The sequence below is a fragment of the Edaphovirga cremea genome (assembly GCF_003332275.1).
GTDB classification, from domain to species: Bacteria; Pseudomonadota; Gammaproteobacteria; order Enterobacterales; family Enterobacteriaceae; genus Edaphovirga; species Edaphovirga cremea.
Map to the genome: position 1 here is coordinate 197,561 of NZ_QOVA01000006.1, position 19,620 is coordinate 217,180.

Sequence of the window (19,620 nt, forward strand, 5' to 3'; positions counted from 1 at the left end):
TGAATGGCATTCTCTAAAATAAAACAAAAATTAAAGAGAAATGGGCTGAGTACTAGAGATTATCTGGAATTTATCTGTAGGAAAGGTATTACTCCAATGATTAGGGCATTTTTTTTATATCTCTTTAATTTTAGAAGGATAAGTTTTCCTTTTTTTGTAGGAAAAAAAACACGTATTATCCATTCTAATCATCTAAAAACTGGAGCTTATTGTTATATTGGTGATTTTTCTTATATCAATTGCCTGAGTAAATCCGGAGTGGAATTCGGGAGTAGAGTAACACTTCGTGAATATGCATGGCTCCAGATTACAAGCAATACAAAAAATCTCGGAGAAGGCATCAAAATTGGTAATGAAACATATATCGGTCCACGTTGCAACTTAGGTGCTGCCGCTTTTCTTATAATTGGTGAGCGATGTCAAATTGGTGCTGGAGTAAGTTTCATTGCTGAAAACCACGAGTTTTCAGGAGAAGAGGAAATTTTCAATCAAGGCGTAACTCGGAAAGGCATAAGAGTTGGTAATGATTGTTGGATTGGTAACAACGTCATTGTTCTGGATGGCATCAATATCGGTGATGGTGCTGTAATTGGAGCTGGTGCCGTGGTTACTAAAGACATACCGTCGTTTGCGGTGGCAGTTGGAAATCCAGCTCGTGTAATAAGAACAAGAGTGAAAGTCAAAGCAGGCGATCATGTATAGAATACTTATATTTTTTGTTTTTGTTCTGACTTTATTTGGTTTCAAATTGTCTATTTTAGGGCGAACAGGAGATGACAGTGACAATATTCTCTCTGCGATCAGAATAGATGATATTGTGATAATGGTATTTTTAATATCGTATACTCTTAAAGGAGGATCTTGGGGCTATTTCTTTAAGCAAAAACCAATTACTATATTTATTCTTTATGTTTTGTTTTGCTTATTTTCAGCAATCTATAATTCCATATTTGGCCAAGTTGCTATAGGCAGTAGCCTCCTTTTTGCACTTCGTCCTTTAGAGTATTTTCTGTATATCGCACTTGGATCTGAATTAGCTCGTTTAGGTTATTCCTTAGATAGAACATTCAGAGTCTATATAATATATTGTTTGCTTTTAATCGCGGGACAAACTTCAGGTATTATTGGGGGAATCAGCAATTTTTCTTTTAGTCGGGCTATCGCGAATACTGGAGGGCCATGGGAGTTAGCGGGTGTTTCCGCATTCTTTCTATGTTATTTCTTCCAAGAAAGGGTTATTATTTATACATTATTATCTGCCGCAATTTTGGTGCTTACCCAATCTCGTATTACTTTAGTGGGCAGTGTTTTTGTACTTTCTTTTGCAAACGTACAAGGTATGATTTCCCTTCTTAAAAGAAAGTTAACGGTTTTAATGTCATTAGTCTTTATTTTTTCAATCATATTATATGCGTTATATTCAAACATAAATGGCACTACCAAAAATAATACTAACTCTATTGATGTCACTGCTCGTATAGAAGCATTCTTTAGTAATGAAACATTTTTAAGATTATACGACATTTATGCAAACACAGATGCAGCAGTTAGTCGAAATGATTATTTTGAAAAAACCTATGGAGGTAGCATTACCAGTATTATTGGTGATGTTGGTGAGGGAGATGCTAGCGCTTATATTCGCTTTACACGATGGATTATGTTGATCAAAACTACAAATAGCGACTTAGTTTCTTTTTTGATCGGCTTAGGTCCATCATATGCTGCAAAAGCTGTGGATGGTAATTATGTAAGATTCTTTGCAGAAACTGGCATTGTTGGTTTAATTCTTTATTTATTGTTTTTAATTAACGTCTTGATGTTTATTAAAAATAGGACAATAAGAAATTACATACTTATATTGTCTATAACTGCTATGTTTATTGATATATTTGTTACTCACAAAGCAATGTTCCTCTTTTGGTTATTGTATGGGTATCATCTACAAACAGAAAAATCATCCGTCAATAATAAAGTGAAAACCGATGAAAATAGCCTTTCTCACCAGAGTTGATGCATTTGATAAAAACGGTGGCGACACTTATCAGATTCAAATGTATAAAAAATACTTAGAAGACGATAACCACTTTGTAGATATCATTACGAATTTATCGGTACCAGATAATTATGACAATTACATTGTAGTTAATCTTGATCGCCCTCTGGAGTTGGTTATTTATTATGCCGAACTTCAGCGTCGTAACCTGCTCGATAAAACTTTTGTACTGACTATTCATCATGACTATCAATGCATTGATTTTTATGAAAAAAAGATCAGAAAGGGGGTGATGGGCATTATTCTCAGTGCACTGAATAGTCATAATAAAAGAGAAAAATTAAAAAATATCGCGAGGGCAATAAAATATCCTGCATTATGGCCTTTTTCTATAAAACATCTGTGGTTGGACTATAATTTACTGTCGCAAAAATTGCTAAATGAATCGTTAGGTGCATTCCTTATTGCTGAGGGTGAGAAAGAGATAATTTGTCGGGATTTTGTTGTAAGCCTTGTAAATCATCACTTGGTAAAAAACGGTGTGGATTTGATCGGAGATATTAATAGTGAAAATAATACTAGAGATATTGACGTGCTTATCTGTGGCAGGATTGAGCCTAGAAAAAATAGCTTGGCTATTGCAGAGTATTTCAAGAATAAACCGTATAAAGTAGTTTTTGCAGGCGGTATGAATACGAATGCAAATTCATATTGCAAGCAGTTTAGTGATGTAGTTGCTGATTCCGACAATATAAAATACTTAGGGAGAGTACCACCTGAGAGCATACCTAGTCTATATTTGAAGTCGAAAGTTAACCTTTCAGCGAGCTGGTTCGAAGTCGCTTCACTAGTTGATCTTGAAGCATATGCTTATGGATGCCACGTTATTTCCTCCCAAAATGGGCATACAAAAGACTATCTAGGTGACAAGGCAATTTATATCGATCCAGTTGATCTGTCAAAGCTAGATACTATACTAACAATGTTGATAAAAAAAGAATCGGTTTTGAATAAACAACATGAATTTATTCAGGCCAATTATACATGGGAAAAATCGACGAAGTCATTATTGGAGGGTATATACAAATTTTCAGGTAATAAAATATGTTGAGTTATTATTTTATATATTTTAAAAATTACCTCTGAAGTTTTCAATTTTTTAATGCCACTATTATTAATGACGATGGATTTATTATGAATGTCACGATAGTAATACCCACTTATAACGGTGGTACTGTTTGGCAGGATGCGGCGAATCAAATAGCCATGATGGCAAAGGGAATGGCGAAAGTTATAGTCATTGACTCTGGGAGTAAGGATTCAACTTGTGAAGTTGCCATTGCACATAGTTTCGATCTACATACCATAACTTCTTTAGACTTTAATCATGGAGGAACCCGGAATAAAGGTGTTGAATTGAGCTCTTCAGATATCGTTGTATTTCTTACTCAGGATGCGATCCCTGAAAACAATGCGATATCAAAAATAATTAATGTATTTAGCAATGCCGATGTTGTGGCTGCCTATGGGCGTCAACTTCCTCATCATGATGCAAATCCTATTGCAACACATGCGAGAATATTCAATTACAAAGAAAATGGTTATATTAGTGATCTTGATTCAATAAAAGAAATGGGTATAAAAACAGTCTTTATGTCTAATTCTTTTTCAGCATATAGAGTAAGTGCATTTAAAATACTGGGAGGTTTTCCCAACAGTACAATATTGGCAGAAGATATGTTTCTGGCAGCAAAAGCAGTTTTGGCGGGATATAAAATAGCTTATGTAGCTGATGCAAATGTTAGACACTCACACAATTATACGCCGGTAGAAGAGTTTAAACGTTATTTCGATATAGGTGTTTTTCACTCCGATGAGTCATGGATTAGAGAGTCTTTCGGTGGTGCAGGTGGTGAGGGTAAAAAATTTATATTTTCTGAAATGCTTTTTTTATTGAAAAATGCACCACTATGGATACCAGTTGCTTGTGTAAACAATTTTTCCAAGATAATAGGATATAAATTAGGACAAAACTACAGAAGGATACCTGCAGGTCTTAGAAGAAAGCTCAGTATGCACAAGAGATATTGGGATGGAATTTCTGATTAATTAGTCCGGAATAAAGGAATTTTATATGAGTGCGCTAAGTTACTCAACAAAACCTAATTTAGTAAAATCGCTATTGGCGATGTCTGATATTATTTTCTTTAATTTGTCACTTGTTTTTGCGGTTTATGCAGTAGACTATTTTTGGGGCGATGTTTATGAGTACATACCTAAAGATGAAATAGCCGCCAGATTTATTTCGCACGCAATTTTGTCATTGCTATGCGTTGGCTGGTTTTGGGTTAGACTACGACATTATTCATATCGGAAGCCATTTTGGTTTGAATTAAAAGAAATATTCAGAACCATTTTGATTTTTGCAATATTAGACTTAGCACTTGTAGCATTTTCCAAGTGGCATTTCTCTCGTTACGTATGGGTTTTTACTTGGACCTTTGCCCTTATTTTGGTTCCCCTCGCACGTGCGATTACAAAAAGAACATTGAATAAATTTGGTCTTTGGCAAAAGCACACTATCATTATTGGTTCTGGGAAAAATGCTTGTGATGCGTATGCAGCATTACAGAGTGAAGAAGTGCTTGGTTTTGCGATAAGTGGTTTTTTTTCATCTGGAAAAAAATGTGAGAAACAAATGTTTGGTGTTCCTATCATCACCAGTGAGCAGGAGCTCTGGCGAGTTAGTGATACTGAACATACGCAATTCATCGTGGCGCTAGAGTTTGATGAACATGTGTTACGTGATCAGTGGTTAAAGACGTTAGCAAAAAATGGCTGTAGATCCGTCTCGGTAATCCCTACACTCCGCGGTGTCCCTCTTTATGGAACTGATATGTCTTTCATATTCAGCCACGAAGTTATGATATTACGTGTCAGTAATAACCTTGCAAAAAGAACCTCTCGTATTGTAAAACGTACTTTCGATATTGTCGGGTCAGTAATGATATTGACCATGCTTTCACCAGTACTATTGATTCTAGCCTATCTCGTCTCGAAAGATGGAGGGAAATCAATTTATGGTCATGAAAGAATTGGCCGTAATGGAGAGAAATTTAAGTGTCTTAAGTTCAGATCAATGGTTACGAACTCACAAGAAGTACTTAAAAATCTTCTGGAAAACGATGCGCAAGCACGCGAAGAATGGGATAAAGACTTTAAATTAAAAAATGATCCACGTATTACCCGAGTTGGGAAGTTTATCCGTAAAACCAGCTTGGACGAGCTTCCGCAATTACTCAATGTACTTAAAGGCGAAATGAGTTTGGTAGGGCCGCGTCCTGTTATTGAAAAAGAACTCGAGCGTTACGCAGGAGATGTAGATTACTATTTAATGGCAAAGCCTGGTATTACAGGTTTATGGCAAGTAAGTGGGCGCAATGATGTTGACTATGACACTCGTGTATATTTTGATGCCTGGTATGTAAAGAACTGGACCTTATGGAATGATATAGCTATTCTTTTTAAAACTATCAATGTGGTTTTGAAAAGAGACGGCGCATATTAAGCAAGGCTATAAAAGTGCTTTAGAGGTTTATATGAGAATTTTGGTTACTGGTGGTGCAGGGTTTATCGGTTCGGCTGTTGCAAGACATATTATTAATGACACTTCTGACGAGATTATTATTGTAGACAGTCTAACGTATGCCGGTAATCTCGAGTCATTAAACACGATTGCCAATAACGATCGTTATAAATTTGAACAAGTCGATATTTGTAATCGTACTGAACTTGATCGTGTATTTTCCCAATTCAAACCTGATGCAGTAATGCATCTTGCGGCCGAAAGTCACGTAGACCGTTCAATTGATGGACCTGCGGCATTTATTGAGACAAATATTGTCGGGACTTATACCTTACTTGAAGCAGCTCGAACTTACTGGAGCACCCTGGAAAGTGATGCCAAAGCGGCATTCCGATTCCACCATATTTCTACTGACGAAGTCTATGGCGATCTACATGGCACGGACGATTTGTTTACTGAAACGACGCCGTATGCACCAAGCAGTCCTTACTCTGCATCGAAAGCATCCAGTGATCATTTGGTAAGAGCTTGGTTACGTACTTACGGCTTTCCTACAATAGTAACTAACTGTTCAAATAACTACGGTCCATATCACTTCCCCGAGAAGTTGATCCCGTTAATTATATTGAATGCCCTGGACGGAAAGCCGCTGCCAGTATATGGCACTGGCACTCAAATTCGAGACTGGCTATATGTTGAAGATCATGCTCGTGCATTATACAAAGTTGTGACAGAAGGTGAAGTAGGCGAAACCTACAATATCGGCGGCCACAATGAGCGAAAAAATATCGAAGTTGTGCAGACTATTTGCCGTTTGCTTGACGATTTAGTGCCGAATAAACCAAAAAATGTTAGTAATTATGAGCAATTGATTACCTATGTTACCGATCGACCAGGACATGATTTGCGTTATGCTATTGACGCATCAAAAATCTATGCAGAGCTAGGTTGGAAACCGCAGGAAACCTTCGAAAGTGGGATTTGTAAGACAGTTCAATGGTATTTGAACAATGAAGAATGGTGGAGTCGTGTTAAAGACGGTTCTTATGCTGGTGAACGTTTGGGATTAACCCGCTAATTTACTTTTAGGTGAATCAAATATGAAAGGTATTGTTCTCGCGGGTGGTTCCGGCACACGTCTATATCCAATTACACGTGGTGTTTCTAAACAGTTGCTGCCGATTTATGACAAACCTATGGTCTATTATCCTATTTCTGTACTTATGCTGGCAGGAATAAGAGATATTCTGATTATTTCTACACCTGAAGATATATCTAGCTTCAAGCGTCTATTGGGTGACGGTAGTCGTTTCGGAATCACTTTGAGCTACGAAATTCAGCCAAGTCCTGATGGTCTAGCGCAAGCATTCTTGATTGGTGAAGAATTTATCAATGGCGATCGTTGTTCTCTCGTATTAGGGGATAATATTTTCTTTGGTGAAAGTTTTGGTCGAAAATTAGAAAATGTAGTTGCGCGTACCCAAGGTGCCACAGTATTTGGTTATCAGGTCATGGATCCTGAACGTTTTGGCGTGGTGGAGTTCGATGAAAATTTCCGAGCTCTCTCGCTGGAAGAGAAACCGGCTAATCCTAAATCAAACTGGGCAGTAACCGGTCTTTATTTCTATGATAAAGATGTTGTAGAAATGGCCAAGCAAATCAAACCTTCGCTCCGTGGTGAGCTTGAAATCACTACACTGAACGAAATGTATCTTGAACGTGGTCTGTTAAATGTTGAACTTCTGGGGCGTGGTTTTGCCTGGTTGGATACAGGAACCCACGACAGTCTAAATGAAGCATCGCAATTCATTCATACTATTGAAAAACGTCAAGGTTTCAAAATTGCTTGTTTGGAAGAAATAGCATTTCGCAAGGGCTGGTTATCTCGCGAGCAGGTTGCAGAAGAAGTTAAAGCATTAAGTAAGACATTGTATGGCCAGTATCTGGCACAGTTGATAGCGGAGAAATAATATGCAAGTTAGAGATGCCAAAATTCAGGGCGTAAAAATCATTCAACCTAAAATATTTGGTGATGCCCGTGGTTTCTTTCTTGAGACATTTGAAAAGAAGCGCTATCAGGAAATGTTGAATATCGATCTGGAATTTGTTCAGGACAACCATTCTCGATCTTCAAAAGGAGTATTACGTGGTCTACATTTTCAGAAAGTAAATCCACAGGGCAAGCTTGTACGGGTAGTACAAGGTGAAGTATTTGATGTTGCAGTTGATATTCGACCTGACTCACCCACTTATGGTGAGTGGGAGGGGGTGTTGCTTTCAGAAGAGAATAAGACTCAATTTTGGGTACCACCTGGTTTGGCCCATGGTTTTGTTGTTCTTTCTGAGATTGCTGACTTCGAATATAAATGTACGGATTACTATAATCCAGCACATGAAAGGTGCTTGTTCTGGAATGACCCAGAAGTGGGCATTAAATGGCCTCTCGAAAATCCATTACTTTCTGAGAAAGACAAGGTTGGTGAGTTGTTTAAGGATCTGGGAAAATGAAAGTACTTCTAACGGGTTCCAAAGGCCAACTAGGAACCTGCTTCCAGGATCGCTTGCCTGAAGGTTGGCTGATTTTGGCGACAGACTCTGATGTCCTTGACATTACAGATTATGCTGCGGTAGATAAAGCGGTGGGAGAATATCGCCCAGATGTGATTGTAAATGCCGCCGCCTATACAGCGGTAGATAAAGCAGAAATCGATAGTGAATTGGCAGAGCGAATAAACGTACTGGGTCCCAAAAATCTTGCAGCAGCAGCCAAAAAGATTAGTGCGCGTTTTATACATGTATCTACTGATTATGTATTTGATGGTAGTGCTATGGCGCCTTATGTAGAAACTGATGTTACCAATCCTCTGGGCGTATACGGTCAAACCAAGTTGGATGGTGAGATTGCTGCGAGCAGTGAATTACCTGATACAATTATTATTCGTACTGCGTGGGTATTCAGCGAGTATGGTAATAATTTTGTAAAGACTATGCTGCGATTGGCGAACGATCGTGATGCATTGAGTATTGTAGCTGACCAGCGAGGTTGTCCAACCTATGCGGGTGATATCGCCCAAGCAATCATTACTCTAATACAGAAAGAAGCAGAAGGTGGCATCTATCATTACTGTGGCGATAAGGAATGCAGTTGGTATGATTTTGCAAATGCCATTTTTAATATAGCGTTAGAGTTAAATAAAATAAACAAGAAACCTACACTAAGCGCAATTTGCACCGAGCAATATCCGACACCAGCAAAGCGACCTTCTTACTCTACTATGAATTGTGCAAAAATAAATAGTTATGATATCCCCTCGCCAGAATGGTTATCAGCGCTAAGTTCTGTGATTTCTTTGCTAAAGTAATAAAAAAGGGACATGTAAGTCCCTTTTTTAATTTAAATGAAGTCTTATGGAAATATAATTGATATTCATTATTAGTAAATTATTGTCATATGAAGAAAATGATTTTAAATAAATATCGAGGATTGAAGTGCCGAGCTGACACCCTAAAATTTGGGTGTTAATATGAGTGCTTATGTAATAAATACAGTTTGGATGGTTTTAGAAAATGTTTTAAAAACATTGTTTACTTTTCTATTCCATAGAATGGTTGCTAAAATAGTTAGTGTTGCTGATTATTGGCAATAAGCGTAGTCACAAATTTATAGATAACTAGTTATCTTGTTGTCAACAATATATTTCTGAGAGAGTTCTTACAGAATAAATATAAGGAAAATAAATTTTTACCCACAGTGTTTTTAGCGAGAATTTTCTGTTCTTTAGTTATTATTATCACTTTTACATTTATTGAATTCAATCATGCGGATGCTTATAAAACAGAATATAGAGAAGTTTTTGTTATGATAGCTCTTCTAAAAAAGTAATTTCTGCTGCCGATCAACATTAATGAATTATGTGATAATTAATTATCAGATCTTTTGTACCTGACTTTATCGCGCCGACGAAATTGATAAGAGACAAGATATGAACCGTAGAATGTTTTTAAGGATCGCATCGATATCAGCTTTGGCTTATATAAGTTCTTTGAGTGTGAAAGCAAAAGGGAAAATTGGTAGCTTAAATGGAAGTGACAAAGACATTCCTTCAACAGGGGATAATGATTTAATAAAAAGAGAAATTAATATTCTTGATCTTGGCGCTCATTCATGTACTGAGGGTGGTTACAGCAAGTTTGATAATAGAAATATAATTCAGAAAGCAATAGATCTATGCAATGACAAATATCAAAATGATGAGCATAGATGGACAGTCGTCATACCGGAAGGATGCTTTCTTGTCTCGGCTGTATTATTTAATGAACCTGGTTCAGTTAAACCTTTTGGCATTTGTAGTTTGGTGTTAAAGAGTAACGTAATCATTACTGGACAAGGAACCATTAAATTATTGGATGCGCAATATGGCAACGGTGCTTTCATGAGAATTTTCTCGAGCTATCGGACTCAAATGTTAGAGAATATTGATATTCTCAATATCGTTGTGGATGGTAACTCGAGCAATCAAGTTCATGGTAGACAGGCAAGTAACATTTTACTTGAATGTAAAGAAAACATACTCATCGAGAACGTTAAGAGCATAAATAGTAATGGTAATGGTATTCAAGTCAGAGGTGGCAGCGAAAATAGTACTGCCGCTAGGAATATTATCATTAAAAATTGTACTGTGAGAAATTGTACAAGAATAGGTATTCAAGTAGCTCAATTTGCTGGCCTATCCATTGAAGGGAATGATGTTTCGTTTTGTGTAGATAATGGAATTGATATATATGGCGATATGGGGAAGGGGACTTCTCCGCGTATCAATGGCAATAATTTTAGTATTAACAATAATAAAGTATTGTCTTGCCTTAATGGGGTGTTTCCTGAAACTGTTGCAAATGGGCGAGTATATGATAATGATATTAGTGGAATGAAAGAGTCCGGCGTTCACATTAATAGAATACACGGCCTTCCTGCAAATATTCTTGTCGAGAACAACAAGGTTTCTAATAGTAAATTTGGTATCACTGTAACTGGGAATATGAAAAATATTATATTTCAAAAGAATCAATTCTCAGAAATTAGCACATCATTCATTTCTTTAGGTAGTGGTCGTGGTAACAGCACGGGTGTGACTTTTGATAATAATACGTTAGTGTTAGCGGACACTCATGATGTGAAGTTGGTTTCTTTGAATGGCAATGTCATACGTAATATAAAAATATCAAATAATTCTATAAAAATCGGTTCGGGCAATAAAAATAAAATCGAATTGAATAATATGATATCGAATAAAGCTACTTCTATTAATGATACTGTCATTCTGGATGGTTGGGTATTTCACTAACTAAGAGAAATATCATATTAATTTGAAATTTCAGCATGTTTTAAATATCTGCTGATACCTTGACTTCTTTTTTACGCAATGCAAATACATTAAGGATCCCCATGCCAATTCTAGTCACAGGCGGTGCCGGATATATCGGATCGCACACGGTGTTAAGTCTTCTTTCGCGAGGTGAGAGTGTTGTCGTACTCGATAACCTTTCTAACGCGTCGCAGGAGTCATTGCATCGGGTTGAGCAACTGTCTGGAAAAGCTCCGGTATTCTATCAGGGCGATATACTTGACCGTCAGGTTCTGCAAACGATTTTTTCGGAGCACCAAATCAGTGCGGTAATTCACTTTGCAGGGTTGAAGGCGGTAGGGGAGTCTACGCGTAAGCCACTGGAGTATTACGAGAATAACGTTAGCGGAACCGTAATTCTGCTGGAAGAGATGAGAAAGGCCGGCGTCTATTCGTTTATTTTCAGCTCGTCGGCAACAGTGTATGGCACCGATGCACCCGTACCTTATGTTGAGACGACACCGATTGGTGGAACAACCAGTCCGTATGGTACCTCAAAATTGATGGTTGAGCAGATTCTGCGTGACATGGCTAAAGCGGATAAAAATTTCAAGATTATTGCGCTCAGGTATTTCAATCCGGTAGGGGCACATGAGTCCGGTCTAATTGGTGAAGATCCAAATGGTATTCCGAATAATCTGTTGCCTTTTATTGCGCAGGTTGCCATCGGTAAACTTGATTCCCTGGGGGTATTCGGAGGCGATTATCCGACCAAAGATGGTACAGGTGTCCGAGATTATATTCATGTGATGGATGTTGCAGAAGGTCATCTGAAGGCTATGGATCATCTGGATAAGATCAGTGGTTATAAAGCTTACAACCTCGGAGCCGGGGTAGGTTACTCAGTTCTGGAGATGATAAAGGCATTCGAGATGGCTTCGGGTAGGTCTGTTCCTTATACGATCAAGCCTCGTCGTGATGGTGATTTACCTGCATTCTGGGCTGATGCCCGTTTGGCAGAAGCTGAACTGGGGTGGAAGGTTACACGTGGTCTCGAGGCAATGATGCGTGATACCTGGAACTGGCAAAACATAAATCCTCAAGGGTATCGTTCCTAAAAGTATTCAATTCACAATGTTTAACTATTATTGCTAGTATTCAGATGGTGAATGGGAGTAGCTTCTTGTAGAATGTCGCGCTTCTTTAATATGAATAATGATATAGTTGATTGATTATTAACGATTTCAATTAATTGTCATTATAGGCAAATTTACTGCAGAGTGATGCTTGATTAATTTTGAAATCATAGACGCAGGTTTGTGGCCAACATGTCAGCACACCTTGCTGTTCAGAGGGTTATATGAAAGTTATCGTTACCGGTGGTGCTGGGTTCATTGGTTCGGCAGTTGTCCGTCATATTATTAATGAAACATCAGATGAGGTTATCGTCATAGATTGTTTGACCTATGCAGGTAATCTTGAATCTTTGAAAACAATTGTCCACTGTGATCGTTTTAAATTTGAGCAAGTTGATATTTGTAATCGTACAGAGCTGGACCGTGTCTTTGCCGAGCTTAAACCTGATGTGGTGATGCACCTTGCTGCTGAAAGTCACGTTGATCGTTCAATCGATGGACCTGCAGCTTTCATTCAAACCAATATTGTAGGAACTTATACGCTGCTTGAAGCCGCACGAGCATATTGGAATACTCTTGATGGTGCAGCTAAAGCTGAATTCCGTTTTCATCACATTTCCACTGACGAGGTCTACGGTGATTTGCATGGAACCGAGGATCTTTTTACTGAAGCGACACCCTATGCACCAAGCAGCCCATACTCGGCATCAAAAGCATCGAGTGACCATTTGGTAAGAGCTTGGCTGCGAACTTACGGTTTTCCAACTATAGTGACAAACTGCTCAAATAACTATGGGCCGTATCATTTCCCGGAAAAATTGATCCCGTTGATCATTCTGAATGCATTGGACGGAAAACCTCTACCTGTATACGGCAATGGTAATCAAATCCGCGATTGGCTGTATGTTGAAGATCACGCACGAGCTTTGTATAAGGTTGTCTGTGAAGGTGAGGTAGGCGAAACCTACAACATTGGTGGCCATAACGAGCGTAAAAATATAGAAGTGGTGCAAACTATCTGCCGTTTGCTGGAGGAATTGGTTCCCAATAAACCCGGTAACCTGGTCAAGTATGAAGACTTGATCACCTTTGTAACTGACCGTCCCGGTCACGACATGCGCTACGCGATTGATGCATCAAAAATCGAGCGTGAACTGGGCTGGAAACCACAAGAAACATTTGAGAGCGGTATCAGAAAAACTGTTGAATGGTATTTAGCTAACCAATCTTGGTGGAGCCGTGTGAAAGATGGTTCTTATGCAGGCGAACGTTTGGGGTTAACCCGCTAATTTAAGGTGTGAAAATGAAAGGTATTGTTTTAGCGGGTGGTTCAGGCACACGTCTTTATCCTATTACTCGTGGTGTCTCAAAGCAGCTCCTGCCTATCTACGATAAGCCGATGATTTATTATCCGCTTTCAGTATTGATGCTGGCTGGGATCCGCGAAATTTTGATTATCTCAACACCAGTGGATTTGCCATCATTTAGGCGACTGCTCGGCGATGGGAGCCGTTTTGGTATTTCTCTGAGCTATGCAATCCAACCCAGCCCGGATGGATTGGCGCAAGCGTTCTTGATTGGTGAAGAGTTCATCAATGGAGAAAGCTGTGCTCTGGTTTTAGGAGACAATATTTTCTTTGGTCAGAGCTTTGGCAAAAAGCTTTTGTCGGTAGTAGAACGTAACCAGGGAGCAACAGTATTCGGCTATCAGGTCATGGATCCTGAACGCTTTGGTGTGGTTGAATTTAATGACAAATTCCGCGCATTGTCTTTGGTAGAAAAACCTTCAAAACCAAAATCTAATTGGGCAGTTACCGGGCTTTACTTCTACGATCAAAATGTTGTGGAGATGGCCAAACAGGTTAAGCCATCTCCACGCGGTGAATTAGAGATTACAACCCTCAATCAAATGTATCTGGAAAAAGGGGCGCTCAATGTTGAGCTGCTTGGGCGTGGTTTCGCATGGTTGGATACGGGTACTCACGAGAGCCTGATTGAAGCATCTCAATTTATTCACACTATTGAGAAACGCCAAGGATTCAAGGTTGCGTGTCTGGAAGAAATAGCCTACCGCAAAGGGTGGTTGACTCGTGAGCAAGTTGAAGCAGAGGCTAAATTGCTCAGCAAGACCCAATATGGGCAGTATTTATTGCATCTGAGTTTGGAGAAATAGAATGCAAATCACGGATACCAAAATCGAAGGTGCGAAGATTATTCAACCAAAGGTATTTGGGGATGCGCGGGGCTTTTTCCTGGAGACCTTTGAAAAGAAACGTTATCAGGAAATGTTAGATATCGATTTGGATTTTGTTCAGGACAACCACTCGCGGTCTTCGCGTGGTGTGTTGCGTGGTCTGCATTTTCAAAAGATAAACCCTCAAGGCAAGCTGGTACGTGTTGTGCGTGGAGAGGTATTTGATGTTGCGGTCGATATCCGTCCAGATTCTCCGACTTATGGTGCTTGGGAGGGGGTTATCCTTTCCGAGGAAAACAAAACCCAGTTCTGGCTCCCGCCAGGATTGGCGCATGGCTTCGTTGTACTTTCTGATGTTGCTGATTTCGAATATAAATGTACTGACTATTACAATCCGGCTAATGAAGGCTGCTTGTTATGGAATGATCCAGCCTTGGGAATTGAATGGCCTCTGGAAAATCCACTATTATCTGAGAAAGATAAAATCGGCAAGCTATTTAAGGAGTTAGAGCAATGAAGGTTTTGTTGACCGGTGCCAATGGGCAGTTGGGCCGCTGCTTTATCGATCGCGTACCAACTGGATGGGAAGTTCTGGCTACGGACAGTGATACTTTGGATATTACTGATCTTGAGAAGGTTAAACAGACGGTGCTTGCCTTTCAACCTGATGTGATAGTGAATGCTGCCGCGTATACAGCCGTTGATAAAGCGGAAAATGATCGCGAAATGGCCAAATTGATCAATGAGCAGGGACCCAGTAACCTTGCCTTGTTAGCAAAAGCAGCCAATTGTCGCTTGGTTCATGTATCAACCGATTATGTTTTTGATGGTCTGGCAGATAGCCCTTATCTTGAAAGTGACGTGACTAATCCATTAGGTGTTTATGGTAAGACCAAACTCGATGGAGAGATTGCGGTTACTGCTATCCAACCGGAAGCTATTATTATTCGTACCGCTTGGGTGTTCAGTGAATATGGCAGTAATTTTGTAAAGACTATGCTGCGTTTGGCGAAAGATCACGAGGTCTTAGGCATTGTGGCAGACCAGCGTGGATGTCCTACTTATGCGGGGGATATTGCCATCGCGATCTTAGATCTACTGGAAGTTGATGCAGAGGGAGGCATTTATCATTTCTGTGGTGACAAAGATGTTGCTTGGAACGAATTCGCTGAATTCATTTTCACGTCTGCAGTAGAGCAAGGCGTTCTGACACATTCCCCAAAGGTCAATGCTATTACTAGCGAGCAATATCCGACACCTGCACAAAGGCCAAAATTTTCATTATTGAATTGCGAAAAAATCAAGGCTTACGGGATCACCTTATCCTTGTGGCAAGAGAGAGTCAGCGCTGTAGTCAAGAGCTGTTCCACTCTTTAATAACAGCTAGTTTCTGCTTTTTGTGGTGCCCACCGAGCTGTTTGGGCACCCTAACTGCGGTTAATCTCCCATCTTCCTCCTGGCTATATATTCGTTGTAGTTTTGGCATCCCTTACGTCTGGTTGCGCGATGTGCTGACTCGTTTACCCTCGTGGTCCAACAGTCGGATCAACGAGCTATTACCCTACGCCGAAAACCGCTTCAGTTAATACCCTTCCAGCTAATTACATTATTTTAATCACACAACGCGAGTTCGCCGTTCGCTTACCATATGAAAGCATGTACCTATCACATAGCCATAACATTCTTCATGTACTGTAGTAGCCTAAAGCTCTCTAATGCGTGTTCACTTCTCACATTACCGGGAACATAGAAAAAGAGGAATGATAAGAAATGCGCTCCTTCTCTAAGAGGAGCGCTGTAAAGGCAAATTCGCTAAACATCGTTTATTCAGCTGTACACGCTGCCGATCGCGAAACCACCCCCACTTATTGAAGTATCGGATGGCGGAAGTGATGTGATAAAGCAAAAAACGAACATCGGTATAAGAACGACGTTGAGACTCATGGGTTACCAAAGCCCCAGGGAAGTAAGATACAGGGAAAGCTGACTGACAAACCCTACGGGACAAGTCAACATCCTCAAGGTACAAGAAGAAACGCGTATCGAAACCTTTTACATCACGAAGTACTTGACCACTGATCAGCATAAAACAACCAGAAAGTGAAGGCGCAAAAAAAGGTTTATTGTAGTCTGCCTGACGCAATTCATAACTATCGTTGATGGTGCATGAAAAACGAGACATAAAACGGCGGATCAGTAATTGATAGGGTGAGGGTAACAGCTTGGTACCGTGTTGCAAACTCCCATCGGGATAGACGATTTTAGGTATTGCCAGCCCAACGCCGTAGTCACGACTGAAGCGATAAAGTTTATCAACCTCACCTTTTGCAAAAGTGATATCTGGGTTACAAATCAGAATGAAAGGGGCAATGTCGGCATAACGCTCAAAAACAACATTATGTCCGGCACCAAATCCTCTGTTTACAGGTAAACGGATAACCTCCAGCTTTTCGTGTTGAAAGCTAGCAAGCCATTTGCAGAAAGCCCCATTATCGACAATGACAACCTTCGAAATGCTTTCTTCAGCAAACAATGAGGATAAAGTCTGCTCAATATCCTGATACTCATGCTTAAAAAGCACAAGAGAAGCTATGATTTTCACAAATAACACCAAATTTACATTTTATTAAGCAGGATATGCGTCAGCGTAGTCAACGTGCCAATGCGCTGTTGATGGTAGATGCCTGACTCCAGCATAAAACGCAATCTATTCAACACACTGCTATCACGAATCGCGCAGAATGAAGCCAGCCTCTGTTTCGCCTCTGGCGTTAAATCACTGGAAATGCAGGCTAAAGCCTGACAATTGGCATCATTCCATTTCGCTATGCGGCCACCATGGGCGGCTATAAAGTTACTTAAACGTCTGATCGGAGCCATACTGTTACCGATGATATTGTGCTGATGCTGGCGATACAGAACCGAAGGTTGGCGATCAAAATTTACTACTCCACCACAGCCTGTCACTATTTGGTACAAAGTCCAGTCGTGTACTACGATAGAAGCCCTGTTCACCTTTTGTAAAATTTGCCTAGCACTATGATTAAAGACCATAGTGTTACCACTGGCAATATTTTGCACTAACGCATTACCGAAACCTGGTGGTTTTGCATAATCCGGCGAATACCCGATTGGCATCCCACCACTGTCAATCAGACGAGTACGGGAGCAATACAATGCGGGGATCGCAGGATCAAGCGTACTTAGCCAGCGTACTGACCGTTCTAGTTTATCTTCCAACCAAACATCATCCTGATCGGAAAATGCATAATAAGTCGCTCTAATTTCTGGATTAACAACTAAGGACATGAAGTTTTGACAGAAACCCTGTTGTGGACCAGCAAGTAAATACCCCTCGATTTCTGGGCGAGCGATAAAATCAGTTACCAACGCTCTGGTATTATCCGTGGAACCATCATCAGACACCCACAGAGACCAGTTAGGGTGAGTTTGGCGCAGAAAAGACCCCAGTTGCGCAGGCAAAAACTCAGCCCCATTTCTGGCACCGAGCAAAATTGCCACGTGGTTAACAGGTTGCGTAGACATTGGATTCAATCATTAATTATTGAAGTAATCTGCAAATCGCATCACTTGGTTACGTGAGCTTCCCCAGGAGTCAAAGTTCTCTATTTGACCGATCAAAGGGTTAGTACGCCACTGGTCACTTGAGACCAATTCAATTATAGGTGCCACGGTCTGCAACGGACTCAGAGAAACATTGAGCTTTTCTTGCTGCTGCGTGAAGCTCTTGACAAACATATCGATACCTTCATTAATTGCCTGGTTGAATTGCTCATGACCGGTTGCTTTCGCCCTTCCGGGATCCCCAACCACCTCAACAGACAAACTGCAAGGGCGATAGCCAATAATCGTATTATGGGGAGCAGAGAAAAACATCTCTACCGCAACGCGATTTTCATAAATGCTGTTCACTATCGACGAGGAAACAGACTCTTTGCTGACCATGGCCTTCATCTTCAAACTGCAGCTGCGGCGTTGACGCTCAGGCGTATCCGCCAAGCAAAAATAATAGCCGACCACATCAACATCCATAATGGGCCGCACCGCCAGCTCGAAAGCCTCTTGCGTCGTCCCGTTCCAGCCAACATCCACCAATGCGATTTTATTGCCAGCTTTCACGCCTGACTGGCACAGATACATAAACAGGCCTCGGCGATTCCTGCTGCACACCTTTATGATTTCACTGCGATAGCCAGACACCAGTTGGCCAAGCTTGTCGTGTTCCTCAATACTGATGCTACGCTGCGGATCAATCCCTAAACTCTGTAGTACTGAGTCAGCAGGAGGACAAACGCCAATCCGCTCAAACAGTTCCCCCGGGGAAAGCCCAACGCTGCCGGAAAGCAGGAACGGAATATTCTGCTCGAAATTATCGTCAGTAATCAACGCTAGGTTAAAGGCTATGCGCGAGCCCAGAAAATAGTGGAAATCAGGGAGTTGATCTGCGCAGTAGTTTTTTGCCAGGCGCTCCAAGGCATAACCATCGCGGGAGACAAACAACACAACATCAACCTCATCCTGTTTTGCCTGCTGCGTGATCCACTGAAGGAACCCCAAGTTGGCAGGACCGCCAAATTGGTATCCCAGTTCCTGAAAGGTGCCTGAAGTGATTTTTTCTGCATCGTCCGTGTTAAGCAAACCCAGAACCATAGAGGTTGCAATACTTTGTTTTTTATTGCCCTGATGCGCCACTTCACGGACATAATGGAACGCAGACAGACCTTTTTCCTGCGGGCGTTGTACGTCGGCAAGGTAGTTATCGCCGATGTGCAACACCTGCTGAACGGTAACGCCGCAGGTGTTGGCGACAATATTAAACAGCTCACCGCTGTCACGCTTGGTTGCATTGCAATCTGCGGAAATGAATAGCGGAACCTGCTCCAATCCGTAGCGTTTCAGCACGTCAACAAAGAAGTTGGCAGAGAAATACATATCGGAGGTGATCACGACCTTTTTTTTACTCGCCACCAATTGCTGGAATAAAGGGAACAGCTCGTTATTCGGTTGGAGCAGTTCGAGTTCAAGGTCGTATTCCGCCTGCTGAATAGCATCGCGCTGATGCTGAGGCTGTGGGAACTTGTCATAGATGTTTTGCAGCGTGATTTCCTTACGCCCATCTTTGGTCATCTGGCGAAAAGCATCCGCCTGCGCCTTACGACGTTGCGCCCTAAAATCAGCAATATTGAATTTTACGCCAAGGAGATCAAATGCGTCCTCTGGATGCGCCAACGGACGAACAAAAAGCGTATCGAAAAAGTCAAAAGAAATGACTGATGCCTTATCAATCGCAACATGCAATGCATCCATGTTCAATGCCCCTGCCTCCTGTTCGCAAACACCTTTAGTAT

General features: G+C 40.7%; 18 protein-coding genes and 1 pseudogene. 16 read left to right on the forward strand and 3 right to left on the reverse strand.

The annotated features are described in order from the left end of the window. Positions 1-3: 3 nt before the first annotated feature. From DRI82_RS11065 to DRI82_RS24755, 16 genes and pseudogenes are all read left to right on the forward strand, one after another. Positions 4-702 carry an acyltransferase gene (locus tag DRI82_RS11065; RefSeq protein WP_114193563.1) on the forward strand — a complete coding sequence of 233 codons (699 nt, stop codon included), beginning with the start codon at positions 4-6 and terminating at the stop codon, positions 700-702. Then, positions 695-2,011 carry an O-antigen ligase family protein gene (locus DRI82_RS11070; RefSeq protein ID WP_114193565.1) on the forward strand — a complete coding sequence of 439 codons (1,317 nt, stop codon included), beginning with the start codon at positions 695-697 and terminating at the stop codon, positions 2,009-2,011. Before DRI82_RS11065 ends, DRI82_RS11070 begins: the two co-directional genes overlap by 8 nt. Next, a complete protein-coding gene (locus tag DRI82_RS11075; protein ID WP_114193567.1) occupies positions 1,983-3,104 on the forward strand; it encodes a glycosyltransferase family 4 protein in 1,122 nt (373 codons plus the stop codon). The genes DRI82_RS11070 and DRI82_RS11075 overlap by 29 nt, the downstream gene beginning before the upstream one ends. Before the next feature lie 83 nt (positions 3,105-3,187). Beyond that, entirely contained in the window at positions 3,188-4,102 is a 915-nt protein-coding gene (locus DRI82_RS11080) for a glycosyltransferase family 2 protein (RefSeq protein ID WP_114193569.1), read from the forward strand. A gap of 25 nt (positions 4,103-4,127) precedes the next feature. Further along, complete coding sequence (wbaP, locus tag DRI82_RS11085; protein ID WP_114193571.1) at positions 4,128-5,561, forward strand: undecaprenyl-phosphate galactose phosphotransferase WbaP; 1,434 nt, start codon at positions 4,128-4,130, stop codon at positions 5,559-5,561. A gap of 31 nt (positions 5,562-5,592) precedes the next feature. Then, on the forward strand, positions 5,593-6,657 hold the full coding sequence (gene rffG, locus DRI82_RS11090) for a dTDP-glucose 4,6-dehydratase (protein ID WP_114193573.1): 1,065 nt from the start codon (positions 5,593-5,595) through the stop codon (positions 6,655-6,657). Positions 6,658-6,679: 22 nt separating this feature from the next. Beyond that, on the forward strand, positions 6,680-7,549 hold the full coding sequence (gene rfbA, locus DRI82_RS11095) for a glucose-1-phosphate thymidylyltransferase RfbA (RefSeq protein WP_114193575.1): 870 nt from the start codon (positions 6,680-6,682) through the stop codon (positions 7,547-7,549). A 1-nt stretch (position 7,550) separates the two neighbouring features. Continuing rightward, positions 7,551-8,087 (forward strand): dTDP-4-dehydrorhamnose 3,5-epimerase, encoded by a 537-nt coding sequence (rfbC, locus tag DRI82_RS11100; protein ID WP_114193577.1) that lies wholly within the window; start codon positions 7,551-7,553, stop codon positions 8,085-8,087. Beyond that, a complete protein-coding gene (gene rfbD, locus DRI82_RS11105) occupies positions 8,084-8,941 on the forward strand; it encodes a dTDP-4-dehydrorhamnose reductase (protein WP_114193579.1) in 858 nt (285 codons plus the stop codon). Before rfbC (DRI82_RS11100) ends, rfbD (DRI82_RS11105) begins: the two co-directional genes overlap by 4 nt. Positions 8,942-9,562: 621 nt before the next feature. Next, positions 9,563-10,921: a right-handed parallel beta-helix repeat-containing protein gene (locus DRI82_RS11110; RefSeq protein ID WP_114193581.1), complete on the forward strand. Its 1,359-nt coding sequence runs from the start codon at positions 9,563-9,565 to the stop codon at positions 10,919-10,921. A 101-nt stretch (positions 10,922-11,022) separates the two neighbouring features. Next, positions 11,023-12,039, forward strand: coding sequence for a UDP-glucose 4-epimerase GalE (gene galE / locus DRI82_RS11115; RefSeq protein ID WP_114193582.1), 1,017 nt, complete (start codon positions 11,023-11,025; stop codon positions 12,037-12,039). Positions 12,040-12,281: 242 nt separating this feature from the next. Further along, positions 12,282-13,346 carry a dTDP-glucose 4,6-dehydratase gene (rffG, locus tag DRI82_RS11120; protein WP_114193584.1) on the forward strand — a complete coding sequence of 355 codons (1,065 nt, stop codon included), beginning with the start codon at positions 12,282-12,284 and terminating at the stop codon, positions 13,344-13,346. Between the two features lie 14 nt (positions 13,347-13,360). After that, positions 13,361-14,230 (forward strand): glucose-1-phosphate thymidylyltransferase RfbA, encoded by an 870-nt coding sequence (gene rfbA / locus DRI82_RS11125; RefSeq protein WP_114193586.1) that lies wholly within the window; start codon positions 13,361-13,363, stop codon positions 14,228-14,230. A gap of 1 nt (position 14,231) precedes the next feature. Further along, positions 14,232-14,768 (forward strand): dTDP-4-dehydrorhamnose 3,5-epimerase, encoded by a 537-nt coding sequence (gene rfbC / locus DRI82_RS11130; protein WP_114193588.1) that lies wholly within the window; start codon positions 14,232-14,234, stop codon positions 14,766-14,768. Next, a complete protein-coding gene (gene rfbD, locus DRI82_RS11135) occupies positions 14,765-15,628 on the forward strand; it encodes a dTDP-4-dehydrorhamnose reductase (protein WP_114193590.1) in 864 nt (287 codons plus the stop codon). Before rfbC (DRI82_RS11130) ends, rfbD (DRI82_RS11135) begins: the two co-directional genes overlap by 4 nt. A gap of 110 nt (positions 15,629-15,738) precedes the next feature. After that, positions 15,739-15,837: pseudogene (locus tag DRI82_RS24755) on the forward strand (transposase domain-containing protein); the annotation flags it as partial. A gap of 197 nt (positions 15,838-16,034) precedes the next feature. Here the strand turns inward: DRI82_RS24755 and DRI82_RS11145 are convergent. Genes DRI82_RS11145 through DRI82_RS11155 form a run of 3 tightly spaced genes read right to left on the reverse strand, consistent with a single transcriptional unit; the run spans position 16,035 to position 19,579 of the window. Next, on the reverse strand, positions 16,035-16,853 hold the full coding sequence (locus DRI82_RS11145; protein ID WP_114193703.1) for a glycosyltransferase: 819 nt from the start codon (positions 16,851-16,853) through the stop codon (positions 16,035-16,037). A gap of 14 nt (positions 16,854-16,867) precedes the next feature. After that, positions 16,868-17,797: a glycosyltransferase family 2 protein gene (locus DRI82_RS11150; RefSeq protein WP_114193592.1), complete on the reverse strand. Its 930-nt coding sequence runs from the start codon at positions 17,795-17,797 to the stop codon at positions 16,868-16,870. A 12-nt stretch (positions 17,798-17,809) separates the two neighbouring features. Next, positions 17,810-19,579, reverse strand: coding sequence for an HAD family hydrolase (locus DRI82_RS11155; protein ID WP_157968053.1), 1,770 nt, complete (start codon positions 19,577-19,579; stop codon positions 17,810-17,812). Positions 19,580-19,620 lie beyond the last annotated feature (41 nt).

Coding starts and splice junctions, on each gene's coding strand:
- rfbD (WP_114193579.1), top strand. CDS start 8,084: ATGAAAGTACTTCTAACGGGTTCCAAAGGCCAACTAGGAACCTGCTTC.
- rfbC (WP_114193588.1), top strand. CDS start 14,232: ATGCAAATCACGGATACCAAAATCGAAGGTGCGAAGATTATTCAACCA.
- rffG (WP_114193573.1), top strand. CDS start 5,593: ATGAGAATTTTGGTTACTGGTGGTGCAGGGTTTATCGGTTCGGCTGTT.
- rfbA (WP_114193575.1), top strand. CDS start 6,680: ATGAAAGGTATTGTTCTCGCGGGTGGTTCCGGCACACGTCTATATCCA.
- DRI82_RS11070 (WP_114193565.1), top strand. CDS start 695: ATGTATAGAATACTTATATTTTTTGTTTTTGTTCTGACTTTATTTGGT.
- DRI82_RS11150 (WP_114193592.1), bottom strand. CDS start 17,797: ATGTCTACGCAACCTGTTAACCACGTGGCAATTTTGCTCGGTGCCAGA.
- DRI82_RS11080 (WP_114193569.1), top strand. CDS start 3,188: ATGAATGTCACGATAGTAATACCCACTTATAACGGTGGTACTGTTTGG.
- rfbA (WP_114193586.1), top strand. CDS start 13,361: ATGAAAGGTATTGTTTTAGCGGGTGGTTCAGGCACACGTCTTTATCCT.
- DRI82_RS11075 (WP_114193567.1), top strand. CDS start 1,983: ATGAAAATAGCCTTTCTCACCAGAGTTGATGCATTTGATAAAAACGGT.
- rfbC (WP_114193577.1), top strand. CDS start 7,551: ATGCAAGTTAGAGATGCCAAAATTCAGGGCGTAAAAATCATTCAACCT.
- DRI82_RS11110 (WP_114193581.1), top strand. CDS start 9,563: ATGAACCGTAGAATGTTTTTAAGGATCGCATCGATATCAGCTTTGGCT.
- galE (WP_114193582.1), top strand. CDS start 11,023: ATGCCAATTCTAGTCACAGGCGGTGCCGGATATATCGGATCGCACACG.
- DRI82_RS11065 (WP_114193563.1), top strand. CDS start 4: ATGGCATTCTCTAAAATAAAACAAAAATTAAAGAGAAATGGGCTGAGT.
- rffG (WP_114193584.1), top strand. CDS start 12,282: ATGAAAGTTATCGTTACCGGTGGTGCTGGGTTCATTGGTTCGGCAGTT.
- DRI82_RS11155 (WP_157968053.1), bottom strand. CDS start 19,579: ATGGATGCATTGCATGTTGCGATTGATAAGGCATCAGTCATTTCTTTT.
- rfbD (WP_114193590.1), top strand. CDS start 14,765: ATGAAGGTTTTGTTGACCGGTGCCAATGGGCAGTTGGGCCGCTGCTTT.
- wbaP (WP_114193571.1), top strand. CDS start 4,128: ATGAGTGCGCTAAGTTACTCAACAAAACCTAATTTAGTAAAATCGCTA.